This is a genomic window from Bacillus infantis (assembly GCF_050107595.1).
GTDB classification, from domain to species: domain Bacteria; phylum Bacillota; class Bacilli; order Bacillales; family Cytobacillaceae; genus Bacillus_AB; species Bacillus_AB infantis_C.
Map to the genome: position 1 here is coordinate 269,197 of NZ_JBNILH010000001.1, position 26,500 is coordinate 295,696.

21 protein-coding genes and 1 other annotated feature are annotated in these 26,500 nt (G+C 46.4%); of the genes, 17 read left to right on the forward strand and 4 right to left on the reverse strand.

What is annotated here, in order from left to right:
- Positions 1–85: 85 nt before the first annotated feature.
- From hemA to ysxE, 8 genes are all read left to right on the forward strand, one after another.
- Positions 86–1,435 carry a glutamyl-tRNA reductase gene (gene hemA, locus ACQCVH_RS01325; protein ID WP_426834120.1) on the forward strand — a complete coding sequence of 450 codons (1,350 nt, stop codon included), beginning with the start codon at positions 86–88 and terminating at the stop codon, positions 1,433–1,435.
- Positions 1,436–1,450: 15 nt separating this feature from the next.
- The gene (locus tag ACQCVH_RS01330; RefSeq protein WP_129612138.1) at positions 1,451–2,284 is read left to right on the forward strand and encodes a cytochrome C assembly family protein; all 834 of its coding nucleotides are present in this window, start codon (positions 1,451–1,453) and stop codon (positions 2,282–2,284) included.
- A gap of 60 nt (positions 2,285–2,344) precedes the next feature.
- Positions 2,345–3,280, forward strand: a complete 936-nt coding sequence (gene hemC, locus ACQCVH_RS01335; protein ID WP_426834121.1) for a hydroxymethylbilane synthase — start codon at positions 2,345–2,347, stop codon at positions 3,278–3,280.
- Entirely contained in the window at positions 3,277–4,056 is a 780-nt protein-coding gene (locus ACQCVH_RS01340; RefSeq protein ID WP_426834122.1) for a uroporphyrinogen-III synthase, read from the forward strand. The genes hemC and ACQCVH_RS01340 overlap by 4 nt, the downstream gene beginning before the upstream one ends.
- Position 4,057: 1 nt before the next feature.
- On the forward strand, positions 4,058–5,038 hold the full coding sequence (hemB, locus tag ACQCVH_RS01345) for a porphobilinogen synthase (protein ID WP_426834123.1): 981 nt from the start codon (positions 4,058–4,060) through the stop codon (positions 5,036–5,038).
- A gap of 50 nt (positions 5,039–5,088) precedes the next feature.
- The gene (hemL, locus tag ACQCVH_RS01350; protein ID WP_426834124.1) at positions 5,089–6,378 is read left to right on the forward strand and encodes a glutamate-1-semialdehyde 2,1-aminomutase; all 1,290 of its coding nucleotides are present in this window, start codon (positions 5,089–5,091) and stop codon (positions 6,376–6,378) included.
- A gap of 623 nt (positions 6,379–7,001) precedes the next feature.
- Complete coding sequence (spoVID, locus tag ACQCVH_RS01355; protein WP_426834125.1) at positions 7,002–8,312, forward strand: stage VI sporulation protein D; 1,311 nt, start codon at positions 7,002–7,004, stop codon at positions 8,310–8,312.
- Positions 8,313–8,429: 117 nt separating this feature from the next.
- Complete coding sequence (gene ysxE / locus ACQCVH_RS01360; RefSeq protein ID WP_426834126.1) at positions 8,430–9,500, forward strand: spore coat protein YsxE; 1,071 nt, start codon at positions 8,430–8,432, stop codon at positions 9,498–9,500.
- A 6-nt stretch (positions 9,501–9,506) separates the two neighbouring features.
- On the opposite strand, the gene ACQCVH_RS01365 is transcribed toward ysxE, so the two are convergent.
- A complete protein-coding gene (locus ACQCVH_RS01365) occupies positions 9,507–9,698 on the reverse strand; it encodes a hypothetical protein (RefSeq protein ID WP_129612131.1) in 192 nt (63 codons plus the stop codon).
- A gap of 164 nt (positions 9,699–9,862) precedes the next feature.
- Positions 9,863–10,101: a binding site (T-box leader), on the forward strand.
- A 71-nt stretch (positions 10,102–10,172) separates the two neighbouring features.
- On the opposite strand from ACQCVH_RS01365, the gene ACQCVH_RS01370 reads away from it, so the two are divergent.
- From ACQCVH_RS01370 to ACQCVH_RS01380, 3 genes are all read left to right on the forward strand, one after another.
- Positions 10,173–12,815, forward strand: a complete 2,643-nt coding sequence (locus tag ACQCVH_RS01370; protein WP_426834127.1) for a valine--tRNA ligase — start codon at positions 10,173–10,175, stop codon at positions 12,813–12,815.
- Between the two features lie 78 nt (positions 12,816–12,893).
- Positions 12,894–14,207 carry a bifunctional folylpolyglutamate synthase/dihydrofolate synthase gene (locus ACQCVH_RS01375; protein WP_426834128.1) on the forward strand — a complete coding sequence of 438 codons (1,314 nt, stop codon included), beginning with the start codon at positions 12,894–12,896 and terminating at the stop codon, positions 14,205–14,207.
- A gap of 128 nt (positions 14,208–14,335) precedes the next feature.
- Positions 14,336–16,048, forward strand: coding sequence for a diguanylate cyclase (locus ACQCVH_RS01380; RefSeq protein WP_426834129.1), 1,713 nt, complete (start codon positions 14,336–14,338; stop codon positions 16,046–16,048).
- Between the two features lie 35 nt (positions 16,049–16,083).
- On the opposite strand, the gene ACQCVH_RS01385 is transcribed toward ACQCVH_RS01380, so the two are convergent.
- The 3 genes from ACQCVH_RS01385 to ACQCVH_RS01395 are packed head-to-tail and all read right to left on the reverse strand — an operon-like array spanning position 16,084 to position 18,514.
- On the reverse strand, positions 16,084–17,598 hold the full coding sequence (locus ACQCVH_RS01385) for a bactofilin family protein (RefSeq protein ID WP_426834130.1): 1,515 nt from the start codon (positions 17,596–17,598) through the stop codon (positions 16,084–16,086).
- A gap of 5 nt (positions 17,599–17,603) precedes the next feature.
- Positions 17,604–18,101, reverse strand: a complete 498-nt coding sequence (locus ACQCVH_RS01390) for a prepilin-type N-terminal cleavage/methylation domain-containing protein (protein WP_426834131.1) — start codon at positions 18,099–18,101, stop codon at positions 17,604–17,606.
- Positions 18,098–18,514: a type IV pilus modification PilV family protein gene (locus ACQCVH_RS01395; RefSeq protein WP_170939390.1), complete on the reverse strand. Its 417-nt coding sequence runs from the start codon at positions 18,512–18,514 to the stop codon at positions 18,098–18,100. The genes ACQCVH_RS01390 and ACQCVH_RS01395 overlap by 4 nt, the downstream gene beginning before the upstream one ends.
- Positions 18,515–18,702: 188 nt before the next feature.
- On the opposite strand from ACQCVH_RS01395, the gene ACQCVH_RS01400 reads away from it, so the two are divergent.
- The 6 genes from ACQCVH_RS01400 to ACQCVH_RS01425 are packed head-to-tail and all read left to right on the forward strand — an operon-like array spanning position 18,703 to position 26,483.
- Positions 18,703–20,322 (forward strand): putative sodium/potassium/calcium exchanger, encoded by a 1,620-nt coding sequence (locus tag ACQCVH_RS01400; protein ID WP_426834132.1) that lies wholly within the window; start codon positions 18,703–18,705, stop codon positions 20,320–20,322.
- A 54-nt stretch (positions 20,323–20,376) separates the two neighbouring features.
- A complete protein-coding gene (locus tag ACQCVH_RS01405; RefSeq protein WP_426834133.1) occupies positions 20,377–21,138 on the forward strand; it encodes a PRC-barrel domain-containing protein in 762 nt (253 codons plus the stop codon).
- Positions 21,139–21,156: 18 nt separating this feature from the next.
- Entirely contained in the window at positions 21,157–22,542 is a 1,386-nt protein-coding gene (locus ACQCVH_RS01410) for a G5 domain-containing protein (RefSeq protein WP_426834134.1), read from the forward strand.
- Between the two features lie 21 nt (positions 22,543–22,563).
- The gene (locus ACQCVH_RS01415; protein WP_426834135.1) at positions 22,564–24,225 is read left to right on the forward strand and encodes a GspE/PulE family protein; all 1,662 of its coding nucleotides are present in this window, start codon (positions 22,564–22,566) and stop codon (positions 24,223–24,225) included.
- A 12-nt stretch (positions 24,226–24,237) separates the two neighbouring features.
- A complete protein-coding gene (locus ACQCVH_RS01420; RefSeq protein WP_426834136.1) occupies positions 24,238–25,278 on the forward strand; it encodes a type IV pilus twitching motility protein PilT in 1,041 nt (346 codons plus the stop codon).
- Complete coding sequence (locus tag ACQCVH_RS01425) at positions 25,278–26,483, forward strand: type II secretion system F family protein (protein WP_426834137.1); 1,206 nt, start codon at positions 25,278–25,280, stop codon at positions 26,481–26,483. The genes ACQCVH_RS01420 and ACQCVH_RS01425 overlap by 1 nt, the downstream gene beginning before the upstream one ends.
- The last annotated feature ends 17 nt before the right edge of the window (positions 26,484–26,500 follow it).

A 26,500-nucleotide genomic window follows, 5' to 3' on the forward strand; every position in this document is an offset into this window, starting at 1 on the left:
TCATTATCTGTTCACAATTTCACACGAAAAAAATGTTATAATTATTGTATTGAACTACGTACTTAGCTGGGGGTGCAAACATTTTATGCATATTATTGTAGCAGGTCTAAATTATAAAACTGCCCCTGTCGAAATCCGCGAGCGTTTGACATTCAATCCGGACTCTCTGGGAGATGCCATGACGGCATTGAACAGCAAAAAGAGCATCCTGGAAAATGTTATCCTTTCTACTTGCAACCGCACTGAAATTTACGCAGTGGTCGATCAGCTTCACACCGGCCGCTATTATATAAAAGAATTTTTGTCTGAGTGGTTTGATATGGCCCATGAAGAATTCTCTCCGTATCTGTTTGTTTATGAACAGGACGGTGCTGTAGAGCATCTGTTTAAGGTTGCCTGCGGTCTGGACTCCATGGTTCTTGGCGAAACGCAGATTCTTGGACAAGTGCGTACTAGCTTCCTGGCTTCACAGGAAAAGCAGGCGACAGGCACTGTATTCAATCAGCTCTTTAAACAGGCGGTTACATTGGCAAAGAAGGCCCATTCGGAAACTGAAATTGGCGCAAATGCGGTTTCAGTGAGTTATGCTGCCGTTGAGCTGGCGAAGAAGATATTCGGATCTCTCGACCGGAAGCATGTCCTTGTACTTGGTGCAGGGAAAATGGGAGAACTGGCCATTCAGAACCTGCATGCCAATGGGGCAAGCAAGGTGACTGTCATCAACCGTACATTTGAAAAGGCTCAGGATCTGGCGAGCCGCTTCCATGGTGAAGCCAAGACCCTTCAGGAGCTGCAGTGCGCTTTAATGGAAGCTGATATCCTGATCAGCTCTACTGGTGCAAAGGAATTCGTCATTACGAAAGAGATGATGGTCCATGTAGAGAAGATGCGCAAAGGCAAACCTCTTTTTATGGTGGATATTGCCGTGCCGCGCGATCTTGATCCTAAGCTTTCAGAGCTGGACAGCGTATTCCTTTATGATATTGACGACCTGGAAGGTATTGTAGAAGCAAACCTCCAGGAGCGCAAAAAAGCGGCAGCAAGCATCATGCTGCTGATTGAAGGCGAGATTGTGGAATTCAAGCAGTGGCTCAACCTCCTTGGGGTTGTTCCTGTCATTTCAGCCTTGCGTGAGAAAGCTTTGGCTATCCAGTCCGAAACCATGAACAGCATTGAAAGAAAACTGCCTCATCTCAGTGAGCGCGACAAAAAAGTGCTGAATAAACACACGAAGAGCATCATCAACCAGATGCTGAAAGACCCAATCCTGCAGGCCAAGGAAATGGCTGCACAGGCTGATGCCGATAAAGCGCTGGATTTATTTGTGAAAATCTTCAATATTGAAGACCTTGTTGCAGAACATGATGATGAAGTGAAGGCAGCAGAACCAAAGCGGGCAGCAGTTAAGCCGGCAGTGCCTTCTTTTCAGTCATAAGCGGGGTTCTGGGCAATGTTTGACATCTATATGACAAGGCTGCATGAGTTAACAGTCGTTCTGTATGCTTTATGCGTGCTTTTATACTTCATCGACTTTCTTCACAATAACCGGAAGGCCAACAGGGTTGCCTTCTGGTTACTTGCATTTGTGTGGATTTTGCAGACTGTTTTTCTGTTTTTGTACATGAAAAATACTGGGCGTTTTCCGGTCCTGACCATATTTGAGGGGCTATATTTTTATGCATGGGTGCTTATTACCCTTTCACTCGGAATTAACCGTCTGCTCAGAGTGGATTTTATCGTATTTTTCACTAATGTGCTCGGTTTTGTCATCATGGCGATTCATACTTTTGCACCCGTTCAGTATGAATCTGAAGTCATGGCCCAGCAGCTCGTCTCGGAATTGCTCCTGATTCACATAACAGTCGCAATCCTTTCATATGGCGCCTTTTCACTGTCATTTGTCTTCTCTTTGCTGTATCTTATTCAGTATGACCTGCTAAAGAGGAAGAAATGGGGATCCAGGCTCCTGAGGATTGCAGATTTGTCGAAGCTTGAGCATATGTCATACGTATTAAATGTAATCGGTGTACCGATGCTGATTATAAGCCTGATCCTTGGAACGCAATGGGCTTATATCAAGGTAGCTGACATGCATTGGTATGATGCGAAGGTCATTGGCTCATTCATCGTGCTTGGCGTATACAGCGTATACCTGTATGTGAGGGTGGCAAGGGGCTTTTCCGGCAAATCGCTGGCCCTGTGGAATATCGCATCCTTTTTAATTGTACTCATCAACTTTTTCCTGTTTGGGAGGCTTTCATCCTTCCATTTCTGGGGTTCATAATAATGGTTTATATCAGGGGGCTTGGCAAAAAGCCTTGCCCCCTATACATAGGAGGCTGTCATGAGAAAAATTATAGTCGGTTCTAGGCGCAGCAAGCTTGCATTAACACAGACAAACTGGGTGATGGACCAGTTGAAGAAGATAGACGATTCTTTCGAGTTTGAAGTGAAAGAAATCGTGACAAAAGGAGATCAGATCCTTGATGTGACCTTGTCAAAGGTTGGCGGAAAAGGCTTATTTGTTAAAGAAATTGAGCAGGCTATGCTTGATGAGGAGATCGATATGGCTGTCCACAGCATGAAAGACATGCCTGCGGTCCTTCCGGAAGGGCTTGTAATCGGCTCGATTCCTGAAAGAGAGGACCACCGTGATGCATTGATTTCAAAAGGGCATCAGACGCTGGATCAGCTTAAGCCGGGAGCGGTAGTCGGCACAAGCAGCCTGCGGAGAGGTGCGCAGCTGCTCGCGAAGCGCCCGGATCTTGAAATCAAATGGATCAGGGGCAATATTGATACGAGGCTCGCAAAGCTTGAAACAGAGGAGTATGATGCCATTATTCTGGCTGCAGCTGGACTGTCAAGAATGGGCTGGACAACTGATACTGTTTCGGAATTCCTTGAGCCGGAAGTTTGCCTGCCGGCCGTTGGCCAGGGGGCATTGTCCATTGAGTGCCGCGAGAGCGATAAGGAGCTGCTCGAGCTTCTGAGCAAGTTTACTTGCAGGACAACAAACCAGACAGTGCGTGCCGAGCGTGCATTCCTTCATAAAATGGAGGGCGGATGCCAGGTGCCGATTGCAGGATATGCTGTGCTGAATGAGCAGGATGAAATTGAGCTTACAGGCCTTGTGGCATCACCGGACGGAAAGACGATTTATAAAGAAAAGGTTACAGGGGCTGATCCAGAAGAGGTAGGCCTGAGAACTGCGGAAAAGCTGATTGAACAAGGTGCCAAAAAGCTTATTGATGATGTAAAAAAGGAGCTTGACGGAGAATGACCGGGGAGAGCCTTTCCCTTGCAGGCAAAAAAGTGCTTGTGCCCAGGGGGAAGGATCAGGCCGGATCATTTTCTGAGCTGATACGCCGCTATGGCGGCATCCCCGTGGAAATACCGCTGCTTGCTTTCAGACCGGCAGCCAAAACAGAAGAAATCCTTCATGCTGTCAGGGAGCTACCTACATACGATTGGGTCATTTTCACAAGTAAAAATGCCCTTGAAACTTTTATATCCTTTGCCGGAAAAAATGCGCCTTTTCCCAAGGTTGCGGCCATTGGCACAAAAACAGAGAGGGCCGCAGAGGAGTCAGGGCTTGCTGTCAGCTTTACTCCGGCAGAATTTGCCGCAGAAGGATTTGTTGAAGAGTTCATCCCTTTTGTCGAAAAAGGCATGAAGGTGCTGATCCCCAAAGGGAATAAAGCGAGAAGCTATATTGCAGACCAGCTTAGGAAGGCAGGGGCAAAGCCGCAGGAAATCATTATTTATGAAACCGGATTTCCTGAAGATAGCGGAGAAAAGCTTTCAATGATGCTGAAAAATGGATCATTGGATGTGCTGGCCTTCACCAGCCCGTCGACTGTAGAGCATTTTATGGAGATTGTCCGCAAGACGGGTGCGGAAGCAGCTGTCAAGGGCCGCCTTGTGGCCTGCATCGGCCCGGTTACCCGGAAAAGGGCGGAAGAACTCGGGCTTGAAGTCCATGTGGTCCCTGCCGGATACACGATTGAAGATATGACAAAAAGCATAGCAGCTGAATTGAATCAAAGGAGGAAATGAAATGGATATGCAGTTTAAAAGATACCGCCGTTTACGGCAGTCAGCCAGCATGAGAGCGCTTGTAAGGGAAAATCATCTTCGCATTGATGACTTGATTTATCCGATATTCGCCGCAGAAGGAGAAAACATTAAAAGGGAAATCCCTTCAATGCCTGGCCAGTATAACCTTTCCCTTGACCGCATTGAGGAAGAAATGGAAGAGATCGTATCATTAGGGATCAAATCCGTTCTCTTATTCGGAATTCCACTTGAAAAAGACGAATGCGGCCAGCAGGCCTATCACGACCATGGGATTGTCCAGGAAGCCGCAAGACTGATCAAGTCCAAATTTCCCGAGGTGGTCATCATCGCAGATACCTGCTTGTGCGAATACACAAGCCATGGGCATTGCGGGCTGATAGAAGATGGAAAAGTCCTGAACGACGCGTCCCTTGAGCTCCTTGTCCAGACTGCAGTCAGCCAGGCAAAAGCTGGCGCCGATATCATCGCTCCTTCCAATATGATGGATGGATTTGTTGCAGCCATCAGGGCCGGTCTTGATGAGGCAGGATTCCAGGATGTGCCGATCATGTCTTACGCAGTCAAATATTCTTCAGCATTCTACGGCCCGTTCCGGGATGCAGCCGGCAGCACTCCACAATTTGGCGACCGGAAAGCTTATCAGATGGACCCTGCCAACCGCATGGAGGCTCTAAGGGAAGCAGAAGCAGATCTTGCAGAAGGTGCAGACTTCCTGATTGTAAAGCCTGGAATGCCTTATCTGGACATTGTAAGAGACGTGAAAAATGCAGTGAACCTGCCAATGGTCATCTATAATGTAAGCGGCGAATATTCAATGGTGAAGGCGGCAGCGCAAAATGGCTGGATTGATGAGAAGAGCATTGTGATGGAGATGCTGACCGGGATGAAGCGTGCCGGCTCAGATTTAATCATCACCTATCATGCCAAAGATGCTGCAAGATGGATTAAAGAACAGCAGTAATGCCAGTAAAGCCATTCTTGAATACTCAAAAGAAGAAAAGAGGGAAAAGCATGCGTTCTTATACTAAATCGGCTGAAGCCTACAATGAAGCGAAATCCCTGATGCCAGGCGGCGTCAACAGCCCGGTCCGTGCCTTCAAATCGGTCAATATGGATCCAATCTTCATGGAGCGGGGAAAAGGCTCGAAAATCTATGATATTGACGGCAATGAATATATCGATTATGTGCTGTCCTGGGGGCCGTTAATTCTGGGGCACACAAATGACAGGGTCGTGGAAGGAATTAAGAAGATCGCTGAACTTGGCACAAGCTTTGGCGCCCCGACCATTGCTGAAAATGAGCTGGCCAAGCTTGTGATTGAGCGGGTGCCGTCCATCGAGATCGTCAGGATGGTTTCTTCAGGTACAGAGGCGACAATGAGTGCCCTGCGCCTTGCCCGGGGATACACAGGGCGCAACAAAATCCTTAAATTTGAAGGATGCTACCATGGCCATGGCGATTCCCTCCTGATCAAAGCCGGCTCAGGTGTTGCTACGCTGGGTCTTCCTGACAGCCCAGGGGTCCCTGAAGGTATAGCAAAAAACACTATTACAGTACCTTACAATGATATGGAAAGCGTAAAATATGCCTTTGAGCAATTCGGCGAAGATATTGCCGGGGTCATCGTAGAACCTGTTGCCGGCAATATGGGGGTTGTCCCTCCGCTGCCAGGATTCCTTGAAGCATTAAGGGACATAACGAGTGAATATGGGACGCTTCTGATTTTTGACGAAGTCATGACAGGCTTCCGGGTCGGCTATCATTGCGCTCAAGGCTATTACGGCGTCACGCCTGACATTACCTGCCTTGGCAAGGTAATCGGCGGCGGCCTCCCAGTAGGTGCCTATGGCGGCAAAGCGGAGATCATGGAAAGAATCGCCCCGAGCGGACCGATTTACCAGGCAGGAACACTTTCAGGCAATCCGCTGGCTATGACTGCCGGATACGAAACGCTGAGCCAGCTGACGCCTGAATCGTACAAAGAATTCGAACGGAAGGCGGACAGACTTGAAGAAGGGCTTTATGCAGCAGCGAAAAAGCATGATATCCCGCTGACAGTCAACCGTGCCGGTTCAATGATCGGATTCTTCTTTACAAACGAAGAAGTCATCAACTATGAAAAAGCGAAAACCTCCAATCTGGACTATTTCGCTTCTTACTACCGAGATATGGCGAATGAAGGAGTCTTCCTGCCTCCATCCCAATTCGAAGGTCTATTTTTATCAACCGCCCATACGGATGAAGATATTGAAAAAACGTTGAACGCAGCCGAGCTTGCATTTTCCAAGCTGAAAGGCTGATGAAAGCAGGCCGGCTAGCTCCGGCCTGTTTTTTTGTCTAGTGGAGAGAGGTTGGTAAGCCAAGATGGTACAGAAGAACTTTCCCTTAGAATTCAGACGGTAGGGCTGGAGTACATGAGGCTGTGAACTTGCAGGAATCATGAATCCCAGGAAGTCTCTAGTACATGAGGCTGGAGAAAAAGGGGCAGTCATGTATCCCAAGAAGACTCTGGAGTACATGAGGCTGGAGAAAAAGGGGCAGTCATGTATCCCAAGAAGACTCTGGAGTACATGAGGCTGGAGAAAAAGGGGCAGTCATGTATCCCAGGAAGACTCTGGGATACATGAGGCTGGAGAAAAAGGAGCAGTCATGTATCCCAAAGGGCTGCATCCGACGTGAAACCGGCGAAAATTTTGCCCTTACTGCATAGCGCATATTCCCAAAATCATTGCTGCTTACTGCAAGCCTCCGTTAACTTTCCCATTTAACAATCAAATTCCATCATTCCAGGATGCAGTCTCTGCCCCCCCCGCCTCCTTCACTTCCATAACTTTTCACAATCTAATCATAAATAATATCAGCCGTTCATAGAGTGATAATGACATAGTGATTATACGTGAAAGAGCTGAAAGGAGGAGTCGCTTTGTCCCAGGAAGATCAATCTTGCCTGCGCTTTTCTTTAGAAGAATCCGTCTGGTTCCAAAAAGGACAGGAAGTATCTGAGCTTGTTTCTATTTCGCTTGATCCGAATATAACCATCCAGGAGCATGAACAATATGTATCAATCCAAGGATCGCTGAAGCTGGCAGGGGAGTACAGGAAAAATGAAGGAGCTGAACTGGAAGAGCCATTTTCCAGTCCCAAGTTCATACAATCTGTTGAAGAGAGGGAAGGGGGGATCTGTGAATTTTCTCACCATTTTCCTGTTGATATAACCATTCCGAATAATAGGATAGGAAGCGTCTATGATTTGGATGTCTATATTGATTCTTTTGATTATCAATTCCAGGAAAGAAGCTGCATGAGACTGACTGCTGATCTGACTATCACCGGCCTGTACGGCGAACAGCAGCATCCTGCCTCGGAATATGATGAGGAGGAAGCTGAACAAGAATACGATGGAAGGCCGGAAGATCAGGAAGAAGAGGCAGAAGAACAGGAAGAAGAGGCGGAAACTCAGGAAAAGGAGCCGCAGCAGGAACATTTTGAGCCATTGCTTGCAGCAGAAGAGGAGACTGAAAGGGAGCTGGAGCCTTTATTCCGTTCGGCAGCGCCGGCAGAGTTGAAAACAGAGGAATCTGAAGAGCTTCAGACTCCGGAATTTGCTGATTGTACTGAGTCTATTTATAAAGCCGGGGCAGGTGCGGCCGAGGAAGAAGAAACAGAAGACGCAGATGCTGCCGATTTATTTGCCCCTTTTACTGCCGAAGCGAGAAAGCAGCCGGTGGAGGCTGAAAAAGAAGAAAAGCCTGCGGCATTTTTTGACACCATCGATAAAGATCATGAGCTTCCAGTCCCAGAAGCAGCATTCCATGCTGAACCTGCAGAACAAGTCTCTGATAATGTCTTTGCATCGTTCAGGAGTGAAAAGCCAGCAGAAGATACTTATGCCGATGTCACAAAGACAGAAGTGCAGCCTGCAGAAATATTGACCGGCTTTAAGGCCCAGCAGGAAGAAAGTGAATCTTCTTCTGACCAGGCTCCAAAGAAGAAAGCAGCCAATAAGAAAAAAAGCAAGAGCTTATCGCTGGCTGAATTCCTTGCACGAAAGGAAGAAGAGCAGTCTGCCAGGATGAAGGTGTGCATTGTCCAGCATGGCGATACGCTCGATATTATCGCAGAAAGATATGAGGTCCCTGTTCCGGCACTGCTGAGGGTCAATCACCTGGAGCTGAACCAGGAAATTTATGAAGGCCAGGTGCTGTATGTTCCTGCGCACGCCTATCAGAAATAGCCTTCTGCAGGCCATACGACATGTTTGAAACAGGCTGGGCAGGTATGCAGGTACCTGTTCAACTGTTTCTTTTATTTCCGGAGGATCACTACCCCGATAAGAAAGTGGGATACTCGTATGGAAGGTAGCAACAGGTTAGCAGAGGTTTCCCCGATTTTAAAGCACTATGCAGTCCAGCCTCACTTTGTGGAGGACTACGGCAGGACCAGGAAGATCTATTCCGACAAAGGAGTATTTGCTCTGAAAAAGCTGAAAGCCCGGCATGGTACCGATTTTATCAGGCAGGTGCAGTCCCTTTATCAGAGAGGCTACAACCGGATAGTGCCGATCTATCCGGCTGCCGACGGCCGCTATGCAGTACTCCATGATAGTGAACTGTATTATTTGATGCCATGGCTGGCCAACGAAGAAAAAGAAAACCGTTTTGAACGCCATCAGCAGATGTTCCGGGAACTGGCACGGCTGCACACACTCTCATTGAAGGAGGTCAATGTAACCAGCGAGGAACGGCAGGAGCATTATGAAAAGACCATGCTCGCCTGGGAGAAGGAGACAGAATTCTGCGAGGGATTTATTGAAGAATGTGAAAGAAAGCAGTATATGGCGCCATTCGAGCTTCTTTTCTGCCTGTATTACCACGATATAACCCAGGCGCTGAAATTTTCGAAGGGCAAGCTGAAGGACTGGCATGAAAAAACGAAGGAAGATGAAAAAGCGCGGACCGTCATTATCCACGGGAAAATTTCAACAGAGCATTTTCTTTATGATGAAAGAGGCTACGGCTATTTCAGCAATTTTGAAAATTCGCGCCAGGCTTCCCCGCTCCACGATCTTCTGCCATTTCTGTCGCGGTCTTTAAGAAGCTACCCGAAGCGGAGCGATGAAACTGTTGAATGGCTGTATACCTACTTTAAATATATGCCTTTCAAGCAGGATGAAATGCTTTTGTTCCAAAGCTATCTCGCCCACCCGGGTCCTGTCCTGAGGGAGGCGGAAACGTATCACAAGAACAGGGGCGCAGCAAATGAAAGAAAGCTCGTCCAGCAGTTTCAGCGCCAATTCTGGCTCCTGAAGAATACAGAGTACATCGTCATGAGGATTGATGAAATCGAGAGGCAGAAGCATCAGGCACAGGAAGCAGCAAAAGCACAGGCCGAACAGGAAGGAGCCCCGGACAATTCGTCCTGAGGGCTCCTAAATGAATTCAAGATGCAGTGCCAGCGCCAGCAAGATAAAGACTGAAAGCAAAAGAACATCAAAGGTCGTCGGAATGAGAATGGTCCGAATCCCCTGAAAAACGCAAAAAGGAATAATGAACTGAGCGCAAACACTTCTGCAGGTCCTCAGCCAAGGAGGCAGAGTATAAGGATTGAATTTCCTCTTCATTTGATTTCCCCCTCATCTCTTTTACTCCATTCTATGTCCCCTTCCCAGGTTAAGTGCCTATTTTTTAGAATCGTACGGGCGGATGTATGATTTTAAAAAATATTGCCGATACTTATTGACTATAAACCGCGAAATTCGGTACTATATCATATATAAATATCATTAGAAAAGCATTGACAGGGAAGAGTACGGTGCAAGCTGCTTAAAGAGAGGAAAACCGGAAGCTGAGAGGTTTTCCAGGCAGAATCATTGGAATGTCGCCCTTGAGCTTCTTTCGCGAACAGAACGTGTTCACAGTAGCGAAAGACGGGAAAACCGTTATCTTATTAAGCGCCTGGCAAGGAATGCATTGCTTGCCCGGAAAAAAGGTGGTACCGCGAAATCAGCTCCATTCGTCCTTTTATTGACGGATGGAGTTTTTTATTTGCTCAGGTACTCAAAACACTGATAGATACAAGGAAGGTAGGGAATACAATGGAAAATAATGAATTGGCCATGCCAACAAAGTATGATCCCCAGAATATTGAAAAGGGACGGTATGAATGGTGGATAGGGAACAAATTTTTTGAAGCGAAGGATGATCAAAGCAAAGAGCCTTATACCATCGTCATCCCGCCGCCGAACGTAACAGGAAAGCTTCACCTCGGCCATGCCTGGGATACGACGCTGCAGGATATCCTTACCCGCATGAAGCGGATGCAGGGGTATGATGTATTATGGCTTCCAGGCATGGACCATGCCGGCATCGCAACACAGGCGAAAGTCGAGCAGAAGCTGAAAAGCGAAGGAAAATCCCGCTATGATCTTGGCCGCGAAGCATTTGTCCAGGAAACATGGAAATGGAAAGAAGAGTATGCAGAGCATATCCGCCAGCAGTGGTCTAAGCTCGGCCTGGGACTTGACTACAGCCGCGAGCGCTTCACAATGGATGAGGGGCTTTCAAAGGCGGTTAATAAAGTTTTTGTCTCTCTTTATAAAAAAGGCCTGATTTACCGCGGCGAATATATCATCAACTGGGATCCTGCGACAAAGACGGCTCTTTCTGATATCGAGGTTATCCATCAGGATGTCCAGGGCGCTTTTTACCATATGAACTACCCGCTTTCTGATGGTTCTGGATCCATTGATGTTGCCACAACCCGTCCGGAGACCATGCTTGGCGATACAGCGGTAGCGGTTCACCCTGAAGACGAACGCTATCAGCACCTGATCGGAAAGACAGTTGTCCTCCCGATTACCGGCCGTGAAATCCCGATTGTTGCCGATGATTATGTAGATAAGGAGTTCGGATCTGGTGCAGTTAAAATCACTCCTGCTCATGACCCGAACGATTTTGAAATCGGAAACCGACACGATCTTCCGCGCATCCTTGTCATGAACGAGGATGGAACCATGAATGAAAATGCCGGCAAATACAATGGCCTCGACCGCTTTGAATGCCGCAAGCAGATCGTGAAGGATCTGCAGGACAGCGGCGTCCTATTCAAAATTGAAGAGCATATGCATTCTGTCGGCCATTCTGAGCGGAGCGGAGCTGTAGTAGAGCCATATCTGTCCACACAGTGGTTCGTCAGGATGCAGCCGCTGGCAGACGAAGCGGTAGCGCTGCAGCAGAAGGAAGATAAGGTCAACTTCATCCCGGACCGCTTTGAAAACACGTATCTGCGCTGGATGGAAAATATCCGCGACTGGTGCATTTCAAGGCAGCTCTGGTGGGGCCACCGCATCCCGGCCTGGTATCATAAGGAAACAGGCGAGGTGTATGTAGATTCCGAGCCTCCGGCTGATGCTGAGAATTGGACACAGGATAATGATGTTCTTGATACCTGGTTCAGCTCCGCCCTATGGCCATTCTCTACAATGGGCTGGCCTGATGAAGAAAATCCTGATTTCAAACGCTATTATCCGACAGCAAGCCTTGTAACAGGCTATGACATCATTTTCTTCTGGGTATCACGGATGATTTTCCAAGGCCTTGAGTTTACAGGAGAGCGGCCATTTAAGGATGTTCTCATCCACGGCCTGGTTAGAGATGAGCAAGGCAGGAAAATGAGCAAATCACTAGGCAACGGAGTAGATCCGATGGACGTAATTGCCCAGTACGGCGCCGATTCACTCCGCTACTTCCTGTCAACTGGAAGCTCACCTGGACAGGATTTGCGCTTCAGCATGGAAAAGGTGGAAGCGACCTGGAATTTCGCCAATAAAATCTGGAATGCCTCCCGATTTGCCCTTATGAATATGGCTGGCCTGAAATATGAGGAGATAGACTTGACGGGAGAAAAGTCAGTAGCTGATAAATGGATTCTGACAAGGCTGAATGAAACGATTGAAACGGTAACAAGGCTTTCTGACCGCTATGAGTTCGGGGAAGTCGGCCGGGTGCTTTATAACTTCATCTGGGACGATTTCTGCGACTGGTATATTGAAATGGCGAAGCTTCCGCTTTATGGAGAAGATGAAGCTGCAAAGAAAACGACCCGTTCGATCCTGGCTTATGTACTGGATAATACCATGAGGCTTCTCCACCCGTTCATGCCGTTCATTACAGAAGAGATCTGGCAGAACCTGCCTCACAGCGGTGAATCAATCACTATCGCTGAATGGCCGAAGGTGAAGGAAGAATACACGGATAAGAAGGCAGCAGGCGATATGAAGCTGCTTGTTGAAATCATCCGTTCTGTCCGAAACAGCCGTGCAGAAGTGAATACACCATTAAGCAAGAAGATCAAGATGATCCTGAAGCCGAATGATGACGAGGTTCTTGCTACACTCACATCCAATAAAGCTTATATTGAACGCTTCTGCAATCCGGAAGAGCTTGAAATCAGCCCTGCTGCCGCAACACCCGATAAGGCGATGACAGCAGTCGTTTCAGGAGCTGAAATCATCCTTCCGCTTGAAGGCCTCATCAATATCGATGAAGAGATTGCCCGTCTGAAAAAAGAATGGGATAAGCTGAACAAAGAGGTTGAGCGTGTGCAGAAGAAGCTCTCTAACGAAGGCTTTGTTAAAAAAGCGCCTGAAAAGGTTATTGAAGAAGAGCGCGCCAAAGAAAAGGACTATACTGAAAAGAGAGCGATTGTCGAAGCTCGCTTAAATGAACTAAAAGGGTAAACCACCCATAACGGAAAAGGCGGATCCAGGAAGGATTCGTCTTTCCGTATGGTTTCCTATGCATGGAGGCAGATACTTATGTTTCAAACGTACGAAGAAGCAATATCCTGGATTCACTCCCGCCTTCGCCTCGGAATCAAGCCAGGGCTCAAGCGGATGGAATGGATGATGGAAAAACTGGGCCATCCCGAGAGAAGGATCAAGAGTGTACATATCGGAGGGACGAACGGCAAGGGATCAACGGTTGCCTATCTGCGTTCCATCCTGGTGAGTGCCGGATTTAAGACCGGAACCTTCACCTCTCCTTATTTTGAACAATTCAATGAAAGAATCAGTCTGAATGGCCAGCCTGTGAAGGATGAAGAAATCCTCAGGCTTGTTAACGATATTTACCCGCTCAGCGAGGAGCTTGAAAAGACAGAGCTTGGGGCGCCGACTGAGTTTGAAGTCATCACTGCAATGGCCTTCCGTTATTTTGCCGATGTGAATCCGGTGGATATCGCAATTTTTGAAGTCGGCCTGGGAGGAAGGTTTGATTCGACCAATATCGTCCATCCGCTTCTGTCCATCATCACTAGCATCGGCCTCGACCACACGGCGATCCTTGGAGACACCTATGAACAGATAGCTTTTGAAAAAGCGGGGATCATCAAGAGCGGCGTCCCTGCCTTGACTGCTGTTTCACAGGAGGGAGCCCTTTCTGTTATTGAACAAACAGCTAAAGAGAAGAACGCGAAGCTGTATCGGCTAGGCAGCGAAATCGGAATCAGCGATCATCGATCGGCTGAACATGGTGAAAGGTTCACCGTCAGCACGATTTTCCGGGAATACAAGAACCTTGAAATCAGCATGCTGGGATCACATCAGACAAGGAATGCCGCGCTTGCCGCTGCGGCAGCAGGAATCCTGAACCAGTACTACTCCTTTATGATAGAAGAAAAAGATCTTAGGAAAGGCCTGTCCGAAGCCTATTGGCCAGGCAGACTTGAACTCCTTTCTGATAAACCTGTCGTCCTGATGGACGGCGCCCATAATGAAGAAGGCATCATGGCTCTGGCAGCAGAGCTGGACAAAAGATATTCGGGCAAAAAGATAGCAGTTGTTTTTGCAGCATTGTCAGACAAGAAGCTGGATAAAATGATCGGCATCCTTGATGAAGCTGCCGATAGAATTACATTTACCCAATTTGATTTCCCAAGGGCGGCAGATGCTGAAATGCTTGCCGGCCTTAGTGCATCCAGAAATAAAACCTCATATGCCAGCTGGGAAGAGGCCATCAGGACAGAGCTGTCGAACCTGCAGTCTGCTGATGTTCTGGTAGTTACGGGATCGCTCTATTTCCTCTCAGCCGCAAAACCATTTCTGAATTCGCTGCTTGGGGGAAAATGTTAAATACTTCTGTAGAGTAACGCATTATTAGAGTGACAAATTTTTGGAAATTTGATACAATAATATTTATTTTGTGACTATTCTACTAGTTTCGGTATTATAGGCTGGATAAGGAAGAAGGGGGGATAAAGGTGAATCAGGGAGCGATAAAATATATATGGATTATTTGGGCGCTGATTGTGCCTGCGGGAGTCTGGCTTACCTATACCCTTTATCCCCCGCAGCCTGCTGCTTTAAATGTTGATGTCCTGGCATTTATGCTGCTTATGTTTTTTGTATCATCCATGCCGATCATCATTAACAATGTGCCCGTCTTTATGCTGCAATGGGTGTCTTTTGCCGTCTTTTTGGCTTTCGGCATATTTGTCGAAATGCTGCTGGTGCAGGCTTCAGTTTTCTTTCTCCTCCTGAAGCTCAGGCTGCCGAAAAGCCAGTCTTACAGGTTTCCGCTCAATTCGTTCATGTTTTTTGTGGTTTCCTTTATCAGCGGGATGTTCTATTATTCCCTTGGAGGTAAGCAGGGGGCAGACCTGATGGAACACGGCCCTTCATTATGGCTGTCCATCCTGTATCCGATTGTCTATTATTTTGTGAATCAGCTTGTCCTTTCCCTGATCCTCTTTTTCCTGCACAAGCAGAAAACCAATTTCTTCGGGAAGGATTTTATATGGGAGTCGCTTACATCAATCATGACGCTGCCGGTCGGATTCATGCTCTACATCCTGTATCAGGAAGTGGGGCTATTATCCATCCTGTTTGTGGGCGTCCCGTTCGCCAGCCTGTCTATCATTCTTGGACTCTATAATTCCAGCGAAAAGGTGAACGATTATCTGCACAAAGCAGCCGAAATCGGGCATCAGCTTGCTGAGCGGCTCAACAGGAATGAAGTGATGGAGCTTTTTATCGAAAAGCTGATCGGCATGCTGCCGGTAGACTATGCATATATCCTTGATGTGGTCGATGAGTCTGAGCTCAAGCTCCTATACCAGGTAGAGGATGGAGAGAGGACCACACCGTCAGCACTTCCGCTGCGCAGAAATGAGGGCATCAGCGGACTTGTATGGGCGACAGGGAAAGCTGCCCTATTCAGCACAAAAAAAGAATGGAAGACAGCAGCCAAGGGCTATATGCCAGAAGAAGTCGAAAGCGTCCTGTGTGTCCCTATTGCCCGTTCAAGCAAGGTTGTCGGTGTCCTGCTTCTGGCTTCTCGAAAGAAAAGGGCCTACGAGAAATATCAGCTGATGATCGTTGATATCCTTTGCTCTCACTTTGCTGTTGCCATTGAAAATGCCAGGAACTATGAAAGAACGAAGGAAAACAGTGAACGCTGTGCTTTAACGAAGCTGTACAATTACCGCTATTTTGACGGGCTACTTGCAGAAGAGTTCATCGGGATGGAATCTGGAAAAAGGAGCGTCCTTTCGCTTATCATACTGGATATCGACCACTTTAAAAGTGTCAATGATACTTTTGGGCACCAGAGCGGAAACGAGATCCTGATCGAACTGGCAGAGAGACTGTCCTTGCTCACCGAGCCATATGGAACAGTAGCCCGGTATGGCGGAGAAGAGTTTGTCGTCCTGCTCCCTGACATGGAAAAGCAGGAGGCTCTCGAGCTTGCCGAAGTCATCCGCCTTGCCATCGCTACCCAGCCTTTTACCATCAGCCAGCATATGGACGGAGACGGCTCCAGACTCTCTGTCAGCATCACCGCCTCGATCGGCGTCGCCTCTGCTCCAGTGGATGCAGATGATCCGCTTGCCCTCATCCGCCATGCCGACCGCGCTTTATATGTAGGCGCGAAAAGGGCAGGGAGGAATCGGGTGGCGGAGTATGTGAAATAAAAAAGAAGGAGATGCGAATTTGCATCTCCTTCTTCCTATTCATAGACAACATCAATTTCCTTTACCTGCATTTTTTCAACCGTCGGAATGCCTTTTGGCGGGTTGAGGATCATTTCCTTTTTATAATAAATGGCCAGGCGGGATTTTGTTGGATCAATTTGGTCTTGATTTCCTTCAAAATACAAGTTGCCTGTCCTGTCAGCACCAGAGAAATTGCTTTGTCTTGTCTTGCCTTTAGAGGCATTAAGAATGATAGGATTGCCGTAAATGCCTCCTTGGATATTCATATGAGATCCTATCCCGTAGATTTCAAGCATCCTGTTCGAATACAGATAGGCATTGATAATTTTGGGATTGTCATTATAAAGGTTATTGTTTGATAATTGGATGGTGCCATTGCAGAGCAGGATTAATGTACCGCCGCTGTTGTTAGAGAGCTCTTCTACTGTGGCGTCCCCCATAACAAAGAGTGTTCCGTTAGTATTCAAGTCATTTGTGATGTCCACAGATCCGCCGATATACATTTCTCCATCCAGATTCAGTTCACTAATGACCGCATTCCCGCTTATGAATATATATTTATTTTGATTAGGAACACTTAAAGTGCCGCTTAATAAAGCACCTCTTCCTACATAAACCGATCCGCTTACACTTAATTTAGCGCCCTTCCTGACAGTCAAATTTCCTCTGACAACCAAATTCCCGTTTATGGAAGTATTCCGATCAATGGTTAGGTCACCATTATAAGTATTGCTTGCCGGCGCTGAAATAATCCCGCTTTTATTTATAACATATGAATTTACCGGCAGTGCATTAACATCAAGGCTCCTGTCCTTGATTTGAGGCGGGACTGAAAAAAATAAATTCATATTGTATGGAGTTGGGCTGAATTGCCTGAAGCTGTTTCCCTGCTTATAATAATAATTTTCGCCAACTGTTAAATTCCCTTTTATGGCAGGATAAGAAGTTGGCGGATAGTATGTCCATCCCTGAATGAATTTTCCTTGATCTGAGTTTAATAGATTTTCTTTAACGAGCACATCCCCTTCTATATAAGAAGCGCCATTAAATAGAAGATATCCGGGGCTTACTGCCCCATACTTAAACACCTCTGCAATAGTAGAAACAGTGACGGTTTTGGTAATGCTCCTATTTGTGTCTCCGATCGGTGCCTTAATGATTACTTTTTCCAGGAATACCCCGTTTTGGCCGCTTTTCAGTGTTTCATGGCTGATCGTATATTTGTACGGGCCCAAGCTTCTAATGCTTCCTAGTGAAGAAGACAGCCTTCCTAAAACATTATCTACAAGCAGGACACGGTTTTCAATGTCTTTATTAATTTTTTCCACTTCGCTGTCAATTTGGGCCATTGCTTCTTCAATGCCCATTTCAGCTGAGGCTTTGTCCTGGATGGAGCTTTTATTTACTGAGACAAATTTCATGGAGTTTATAGTAAGCGTCAATAGCGAGAGGCCCAGGATGCTGATTATGGCAAAGACAAGAATTACGCTTAATAAGGAGTATCCTCTTTCATCTTTAAGTGGGATCAAATCAATCACTCGCTTTGCAGATTATATATTTTGTAAACTTCATATTTTTGCTTGTTTGTAAGGTTCGCCACAATCAGCTTTACATGTAATTGCCCGTTTTTTAAGATGAATACGGTATCTTTTGCAGTAAATCCATCAGAATTTATTTTTTTGCTCCCGATCGTAAAATCGTTCCCGCTGATTTGGACCAGCGTATTGATTGGCGCTTCCTCAAAGATCCCTGGAGATGTTTCATCCATTCTTTTATCAACAGCAGTGTAAGCTTTAAAAGAGCCGTCAGCCTGCTGGCTGCCGGAGATTTCAGCGGCATCAACATTGTCCATTGCTTTATCAAGCTGCTGGGTGATATAGATGGTTTCATTTCTCAAAAGTGCATCGTTCATAGATTTTTCAGCAGCTTTGGACATGGATGCCAGGATGGAAAAGGCAATGATGATAAATGCGGAAGATATGGCCAGGACAACAAGGGTTTCTACAAGAGTCAAGCCTTTTTCATTCTTCATTTACGTATATATCCTTCCAGTGCGGTTTGTTTGCCGAGCCCTTCTTTTCCTGATGAAACCACAACCTTTAACAAGAGCAGCCTATGCCCCAATGAAGGGCTGGAATGCCTTGTTATGGTTATTTCTGCATCGTACGCTGAAAAGTCAGCATCAGCATTTAATGTGTTTTCTATGTCAATTGATTCAGTTTGTCCAGCTTTAGCTTCCAGGTCTGTAAATTTCATAGACTGGTATTGGTCCAACAAGCTTTCTGCGAGCTGGACTGCCGAATATTTAGTGCTGATGGAAGCAGAAGTTTTAAAGCTGTTTGTAAAATAAGCGCCGACTATAACAAAAATTATGGAAATGAGGACAATTGAGGCCAGCACCTCCATAAGAGTAAATCCTTTATTGTTAAGAAATTTTTTCATCATTTGCATGCTCCTCTTCCGCCCCATATGAATGAAAAGATTTTCGTTTGTTTTTTTCACTGTCTTTCCTTATACCTAAGAATATTATACAATAATTTATAGTCATAATTTGTCTATATAAGTAAAATGCTGCAGATTCTTATAATGAAAGTGCATTTTTTCCTATTATTTTATCAAAAAGAGGTGAAGGTTTGGAATCTTTTGTATTTGCTCTGGCCTCATTATTGCTGTTATTGCCCATTTTTTATTTTTTGCCGCTGGGCATCTCAGGAAAAGGGAAGATTTTGCTGATTGCTGCCTCTTTTTTTCTGTCTTTGCTGGCAATGCTGGCAAGCGTACAGTTTCATGTATGGCAGTCACTGCTGCTTGTGTGCCTCTTGGCTTTGGTAACTGCTTATCTTTTGGAAAAGAAGCTGGCAAGCTTTTTTCAGCTGGGGTATGAAAGCTCCGGAGAAGAAAGGGAAAGAGAACAGGACCATCAGCCAGAAAATAATGAGTATTACATAGAATTGGGAAACAGCTCTGAAGAGGGTGCCGGGTCAGACATTGAAGGCAGTTTAAATTCAGAGACGGAAGAATATGAATCTTTCCAGGCGCCAGCGGATTCTGTAACAGAAGAAACAACGGATATTCTGGATTCATGGCAACTGGAAGAAAGCCATGAATTGGAGATGGAAGACAGCCAAGAAGTCAGTGAAAGTGGGACAGAATATCCAGGTGAAGCTGAAGAAGCAGCCGAGCTGCTTGATGATCTGGAATTTTTGGAGAAAAAGATTGATCAGATGGCAAAGGGAGATGAAGAACAGGAAGCCTTTGAAAAAAACGAAGAAAACCTTTCGGAAGATTCCTTCAGTTATCTCTCAGAGATAGAAGAACTTATGGATGGTATAGACGCCTCCTCCGCAGAGACAGGCAGTGAAGGAAATGATGCGGAAATGCTAGATAGGACTTCTGAACCAGCGGATGTCTTTTCCGGCAGCCATCTCTCAGAAATAGAAGAGCTTATGGAACTTGAAGGTGAAGATGAACCTTCCGCAGAGACAGGCAGTGAAAGCAATTATGCAGAAGAGCTTGATAAGACTTCTGAACCGGCGGATGTCCTTAACGGCAGCAACCTGACAGAAATAGAAGGGCTTGCGCTGCCTGGTGATGATGAAACTGAAGTGAAAGCAGCAGATGTATCAGCGCAAGAACATGAAGATTCTATAGCCACCGCACCGGTACTGGATGGTCAAGAAACGGAAAATGAACAAATAGATGAGCCTAATGGGGAAATAATACAAGCAGAACCATCCGGCCATTCTGAAGCCTTTATTCAGGAACAGAGTGAATGGGAAGAGCTTGAAATAATCGAAGCTCCATTCGGTCAGAATGAAAGCGAGATGGAAGAACTGCCAGGCCAATCAGGTGAGGCCTATACCCATGAGCCGATAGAAGGGGATGCAGAATCGGGAGGTTCCGCTGAAACAGAGCCTGAATCGGCATGGGAAAAAGAGGATCTGCTAAGAAGGAAGAAGGGCAAAATTGAGCTTCAGCAGCAAATGATTCTGTCGGTCGTATCGCAGCTCCGGCTCTCCAGACATAGCATTGGGCAATATGAATACGAGAGTATTCTAAAAGAGCAGCTGAAGCCTAATCTCGATTTTAAGCATTACTACTCTTTTGCCAGCCTCCTGATTGAACATTATATACAAACCAAAGAGCTTGATAAGCTGCAGGAGCTTCTTCAGGATCTGTCTTCAAAGTCTGGCGGAGTTCCTTTAATTAAAGAAGAAATTAACTTTTTGGTCCAGAAATACAGCAATCAATAAACCGCAATCCGTTCTTGCAGATTCGTGGAATTCTAAATAGGTATGGTGAAAATAATGAAGAAAAGTATTGAAATAAGCGGGCTTCCGATTATTAGCATTTCTGACGGCAATCAAATTGGCATAGTAAAATCCCTGGTTATCAATCCAGATAAAGGTTCAGTAGATTTTCTCACAATTGAACACGAAGATTTTCAAGTGAGTGTGAAGGCTATTCCTTTTAAAAAGGTAGTTGGAATCGGGGAGTATGCTGTTACAGTTGAAAGCGAAAATGCCGTGATCGACTTAAATGAGATCCCTATTGCCAATCAGCTTGTCAATAAGAAAATCAAAATAACGAATACGCGTGTTATGACCAGGAAAGGGGAACTGCTGGGAGAAGTTCAGGAGTATTATGTGAACCAGGACACGGGGCAGATTTTGGGAATGGAGCTTAAGCTTTCCAGCCGGGAAGCTGTTTTATCCTCTGAAATAGTAGTCACGTTCGGGAAAGATATTATCATTGTAAAAGAGGATGCAGCTTCCCATTTTCTTGAAAACGCCGGAGAGCTTTCTCCTGCAAAGGATAAAGAACTGCCGGAAAGCCGGGAAACTATTGAGTCACTCAGTGCTGTTATGGAAAGCGAAGGAGATTTAAGGGAACTGAGAGAAAAACAAGTAGAGCTTTTAAATGGAAGGAAGGTTACTGAGGATATTCTTGCAAAATCAGGGGATATTCTTATACCGGCAGGAACAATCCTCACTTCTCAAGATATTGAAAAGGCCCAGGAGGAAGGCCCCAGCACTGTCGTCGAATTATCTTTCAATGTGGAAGCATAATGGAAGGGGTGTGCTTTAATGAAGAATCAGCATGGAGTTAAGCTGTTCCTCGTTTTAATTGCCTGCACCTTCTTTATATACGGTTTTTCCCGGTTTGGGGCAATGGCAGTCGACTCGCTGCAGACAAGGAATCTTTTTTCCAGCGGAACAGCCATTGCCTCTGTAGACCTTGCGGGGAGCACTGAGTCCGGGGCCATGGAAGCGGCGGACAAGCAGATTACAAGCTGGCTTGAAACCGCAGAGCTGCTTATGGTTTATAAAGAGAAAACGGTACCTTTTGATCTGTCACTCATAAACTTTTCGGTTGAGCAGTCTATCCAGCAGATTGAAGATGGACAGCAGAACTTTCTTTTTGCAGATATTGATAATGATATCCTGACAGATTTCCTGCTTAATATATCCCCTGCACTGCAGCCTGGGGAGACTGATTTGCAGCGGTTGAAATCTGATCTGCTGCTGTTTGCAAAAAATCTGAATCCGGGCATCCATACTATCAATCTGGAAAACTATCTGTTGAATCAAGCAGATGGCGGCGGTGTAATCAATAGTGTGGTGGTCGGCCTTCCTGAAGGGGTGAAAGCCCAGCCTGAAACGTTTAAGGCGGAGGTGCTGGCAGAGTCCAATTTTTCACTTCTTGAATTTCTTGATGCGCGAGAAGAAGGCCAGCCTTTGAATGCCCTTCTTTATAGTGCCATCGGAACGGGAATTTATGGGGCAGTCCTTCCTGCGAATTTTGCCATAATTGAAAGGCATATTGGAGAAAAGCTTCCTCAATATGCAAAGCCGGGATTTGAGGCAAAAGTCGATCCAGGGCGGAACGAAGATCTGGTCATTGCAAATCCCAATAAGACAAGCTACTTCCTTGAAGTAGTGATTGAATCGTCCAGAGTCACCGTCAGCCTTGAAGGCGAAAGCTTCCTGAATAAGTATATTGTCAATACGGCAGACCAGGAATCCTTCAAGCCAAGGATTATTAAGCAGTATAATCCCCTGCTGGGGCCAAACGAAGTAAAAGTCAAGCAAGAAGGCAAGAATGGCAAATTAATCAGGGTAATTCGTGAAGTCTATGATGAGAAAGGGGAACTTCTTGAAAGAGAGTCCATCTCGGAAGATTTCTATCCGCCTGTACACCGTATAGAAGTCTACGGGCTGGAGGACCTGGCTGAAGATGAGGAGCCGCTGCTGGAAACTGAAGATTCCGAAGAAGCTGTGGATGAAGAATCGGGAACAAGTTCTGAATCGGCAGAGGGACAGGAATCCGGCGGAAGCAGTATAGGTGATATTTCTCCTGAAGATCCAAAGAAAACCGGCGATAAGGAAAATACATCGGCAGATCAAGAAGGCGGAAGTTCTGAAAGTGAAGATGACTCTTTATGGGGCAAGCCCAATGAAGAACCGAAATAAAAGGTAAAGCGGGGAATAATCATGAAGCAAACCCGGAAAAGGCTGGGAGACCTGCTGGTGGAGTCCGGCCTCATATCTGAAGATCAGCTTCAGGCTGCACTTAGGGAAAAAAGCGATGGGCAAAAGTTGGGGGATGCCCTTCTCCAGAGGGGATATATCACTGAACAGCAGCTGATTGAAGTGCTGGAATTCCAGCTTGGAATCCCACATATAAGCTTATACAGATACCCCTTTGATACAAAGTTGTTCAATGTAATCTCTAAAGAAACAGCCAAAAGAAAGCTTCTTATCCCCTTAAAAAAAGAGGGGGATAGGCTTTTTGTTGCCATGGCCGATCCGATGGACTTTTTTACGATTGATGATCTGCGGCTTTCCACAGGATTTCAGATAGAAACGGCAATTGCTTCTAAAGATGATATTTTAAGGTCAATCAACAAATATTACGATATTGACGAAGGATTTGAAGAGCTGATCGGCGACCTCCCCCAGCCGGAAACAGTGAAAGAAGAAGCAATGCTGGATCAGGATTCTCCTGTAGTTAAACTGGTCAACCAGCTTCTTTCCAATGCTGTATCGCTGAAAGCCAGCGATATACATATAGACCCTCAGGAAACGAAAGTGGTGATCAGATACCGGGTCGACGGAGTTCTAAGAATTGAAAGGATTCTTCCAAAACATATGCAGAGTGTACTTTCTGCGCGGATAAAAATCATGTCCAACCTCGATATTACAGAACATCGCATCCCACAGGACGGCAGAATTAAAATCAACCTGGACTTTTACCCGGTTGATTTAAGGGTTTCCACTCTTCCGACTGTTTACGGCGAAAAGATTGTCATGAGGATACTTGATCTTGGCAGCTCCCTCAATGACCTGAACAAATTGGGCTTTAACTCCCTGAATTTCAAAAGATTCAGCAGCCTGATAGAAAAGCCTACCGGAATCGTCTTGATTACAGGGCCGACAGGATCGGGTAAATCGTCAACTCTTTACGCGGCTTTAAACAAGCTGAACACTGAAGAAGTCAATATCATCACGATTGAAGATCCGGTGGAGTACCAGGTCGAAGGGATCAACCAGATTCAGGTAAACTCCAATGTCGGCATGACTTTTGCAAAGGGGCTGCGCTCCATATTGAGGCAGGACCCGAACATCATTATGGTAGGGGAGATAAGGGATAAAGAAACGGTCGAGGTTGCCATACGGGCCTCGCTGACAGGCCATCTTGTTTTGAGCACCCTCCATACGAACGATTCGATCGGAACAATAACCAGGCTGATTGATATGGGAGTGGAGCCGTTTCTGGTTGCGTCTTCAGTCAGCGGGATTGTAGCGCAAAGGCTCGTGAGAAAGGTCTGCCGCGACTGTGCACAAGAAGAGGCCCCTTCCAAAAGGGAGATAGAGATATTCGCCAGAAGAGGCATGAAAATTGAAAAAATCACCAGGGGCAGAGGATGTTCCTCCTGCAATATGACAGGCTATAAAGGACGAATGGCTATCCATGAGGTATTGATGGTCAATGATGATATCCGGCGGGTCATCATGAATGGTGAATCCCTCTCAAGCCTCAGGGAGCTTGCTGTTAAGCATAAAACAGTGTTTCTTATAGATGACGGCCTTCTAAAGGTGAAGCAGGGGCTGACAACGACGGAAGAAGTACTAAGGGTTGCCATACCTGAATAGGGGAAGATCAAAATGATGAACAGAATAGACCAATTGCTGAAAGCGGGATTCGACCTCGGCGCCTCTGATATCCACCTTACAGTTGGCGTGCCGCCCATCATGAGAATCAATGGAGAGCTGAAAAAGTACGGCAGGGACATCCTTAATCCAGGGCAGACAGAAATGATGGCAAAATCCATCATTCCAGAAAACATGTGGGATAAATTCAGGGATAAGGGGGAACTTGACTTTTCCTATGGGATTATCGGTGTTTCCCGCTTCAGGGTAAACGCCTACCTGCAGAGGGCCAGCACCTCATTAGCCATCCGGGTAGTCCCGACGGTTATTCCAACAATTGAAGAACTGGAGCTTCCTCCCGTACTCAAAAAAATCTCTGAAAAGCCCCAGGGGCTTGTGCTTGTCACAGGGCCGACAGGAAGCGGGAAATCTACCACGCTTGCCTCCCTCATTCAATATATGAACCAGACGATGAGGAAGCATATCATCACGCTCGAGGATCCAATTGAATACTTGCATAAACATGGAAATTCGATCATTGACCAAAGGGAAGTAGGCTTTGATACCCATAATTTTGCAAATGGGCTTCGTGCGGCCTTGCGCCAGGATCCTGATGTCATCCTTGTAGGGGAAATGAGGGACCTGGAAACGATTCAGACCGCCCTGACCGCTGCAGAAACCGGACATCTTGTCCTCGGCACACTGCATACATCCAGTGCCCCTTCAACTATTAACCGGATCATTGATGTCTTCCCGCCTTCCCAGCAGCCCCAGATAAGGCTGCAGCTGGCGACTGTGCTGGTTGCTGTCATTTCGCAGAGGCTTTTTTCAAGATCAGACAAAAAAGGGCGAAAAGCGGCAACAGAAATATTGATCAACAATCCGGCTGCCGCCAATCTGATCAGAAGCGAAAAGATCCATCAGATTGCGAATATCATGCAAACCTCCAGAGCACAGGGGATGCATACGCTTGATTCCAGCATCAGGGAACTGGTGCAGGCAGGAGTCATTACTAAAGAAAGTGCAGATCCATTCTTACAGGAGATATCAGGCTAATGGCACGATTTAAATACAGCGGCAGGGACCGGAGCGGAACAAGAACCGGAACGCTCTCCGCTTCATCTAAACGCGAAGCAATCATCAAGCTTAAAGAAGAAAATATCCGTGTCGTTGATATAACCGAAGTCCAGGAAACAGCATTGACAAAAGATATCTCGATCGGAAATCCAGTGAAGCTTCAGCATTTCGTCATCTATCTGCGGCAATTCTCCACTCTCCTCAGGGCGGGGGTATCTGTGGTCGAATCCACAAGGATTCTGGCAGATCAGACTGAGAGCAAGCCGCTCAGGAAAGCTTTGCTGGACGTAGAGCAGGATCTTAGGGAAGGAAATCCTTTCTCGAGTGCTGTAAGCAGGCATAAGAAAATATTCACCCCGCTTTTCATCAATATGATGAGGGCGGGGGAGGCAAGCGGGACTATTGATGAGACGCTTGAAAGGCTTGCCGAGCATTTTGAAAAGCAGCACCAGACAAGGCAGAAGATCATTTCGGCGATGGCGTATCCGATCATCCTGCTTTTCATTGCAATAGGAGTAGTCATTTTTCTCCTCGTTTCAGTCGTCCCAACTTTTGTGGAAATGTTCGCGGACTTTGGCGGTGAACTGCCGGCCATCACGCAGTTTGTGCTGCATGCCAGCACCTTTATGCAGGGATTCTGGTGGGTGATTGTTCTGCTTGCGATCCTTTTTGCAGGGAGCATTATGCTGATCAGGCAGAATAAAGAAACAAAATACTATCTGGATTACTTTTTGCTTCGTGTCCCAATCTTTGGGAAGATGCTGCAAAAGGCAGCCCTTGCCCGCATGACAAGGACGCTGAGTTCCCTGTTCACAAGCTCGGTGCCGATCCTCCAGGCTATGGGCATCGTAGAAAATGTGGTCGAAAACGAGGTTATCGCAAGGGTCATCCGCCAATCGAGAGACTCACTCGAAAAAGGGCAATCATTGACAGTGCCGATGAAGAACCACTGGGCTTTTCCTCCTCTTATTTCTCATATGATCGCCATCGGCGAAGAAACCGGGTCATTGGATGCGATGCTTGGCAAAGTGGCCGATTTTTATGAAAGAGAAGTGGAAAACAGCACTGAAAGACTAAAATCACTGATTGAACCGCTGATGATAGTCCTTCTGGCTGGACTGGTCGGAACGATTGTGACTTCAATTATGATTCCGATGTTTGATATCTTTAATCAGGTGCAGTGAGTAATAGAAAACTAATG

What these genes read in the sequence shown, in the direction of transcription:
- hemA (WP_426834120.1), top strand. Translation starts at nt 86, where the DNA reads ATGCATATTATTGTAGCAGGTCTAAATTATAAAACTGCCCCTGTCGAA.
- ACQCVH_RS01330 (WP_129612138.1), top strand. Translation starts at nt 1,451, where the DNA reads ATGTTTGACATCTATATGACAAGGCTGCATGAGTTAACAGTCGTTCTG.
- hemC (WP_426834121.1), top strand. Translation starts at nt 2,345, where the DNA reads ATGAGAAAAATTATAGTCGGTTCTAGGCGCAGCAAGCTTGCATTAACA.
- ACQCVH_RS01340 (WP_426834122.1), top strand. Translation starts at nt 3,277, where the DNA reads ATGACCGGGGAGAGCCTTTCCCTTGCAGGCAAAAAAGTGCTTGTGCCC.
- hemB (WP_426834123.1), top strand. Translation starts at nt 4,058, where the DNA reads ATGGATATGCAGTTTAAAAGATACCGCCGTTTACGGCAGTCAGCCAGC.
- hemL (WP_426834124.1), top strand. Translation starts at nt 5,089, where the DNA reads ATGCGTTCTTATACTAAATCGGCTGAAGCCTACAATGAAGCGAAATCC.
- ysxE (WP_426834126.1), top strand. Translation starts at nt 8,430, where the DNA reads ATGGAAGGTAGCAACAGGTTAGCAGAGGTTTCCCCGATTTTAAAGCAC.
- ACQCVH_RS01365 (WP_129612131.1), bottom strand. Translation starts at nt 9,698, where the DNA reads ATGAAGAGGAAATTCAATCCTTATACTCTGCCTCCTTGGCTGAGGACC.
- ACQCVH_RS01370 (WP_426834127.1), top strand. Translation starts at nt 10,173, where the DNA reads ATGGAAAATAATGAATTGGCCATGCCAACAAAGTATGATCCCCAGAAT.
- ACQCVH_RS01375 (WP_426834128.1), top strand. Translation starts at nt 12,894, where the DNA reads ATGTTTCAAACGTACGAAGAAGCAATATCCTGGATTCACTCCCGCCTT.
- ACQCVH_RS01390 (WP_426834131.1), bottom strand. Translation starts at nt 18,101, where the DNA reads ATGAAGAATGAAAAAGGCTTGACTCTTGTAGAAACCCTTGTTGTCCTG.
- ACQCVH_RS01395 (WP_170939390.1), bottom strand. Translation starts at nt 18,514, where the DNA reads ATGATGAAAAAATTTCTTAACAATAAAGGATTTACTCTTATGGAGGTG.
- ACQCVH_RS01405 (WP_426834133.1), top strand. Translation starts at nt 20,377, where the DNA reads ATGAAGAAAAGTATTGAAATAAGCGGGCTTCCGATTATTAGCATTTCT.
- ACQCVH_RS01410 (WP_426834134.1), top strand. Translation starts at nt 21,157, where the DNA reads ATGAAGAATCAGCATGGAGTTAAGCTGTTCCTCGTTTTAATTGCCTGC.
- ACQCVH_RS01415 (WP_426834135.1), top strand. Translation starts at nt 22,564, where the DNA reads ATGAAGCAAACCCGGAAAAGGCTGGGAGACCTGCTGGTGGAGTCCGGC.
- ACQCVH_RS01420 (WP_426834136.1), top strand. Translation starts at nt 24,238, where the DNA reads ATGATGAACAGAATAGACCAATTGCTGAAAGCGGGATTCGACCTCGGC.
- ACQCVH_RS01425 (WP_426834137.1), top strand. Translation starts at nt 25,278, where the DNA reads ATGGCACGATTTAAATACAGCGGCAGGGACCGGAGCGGAACAAGAACC.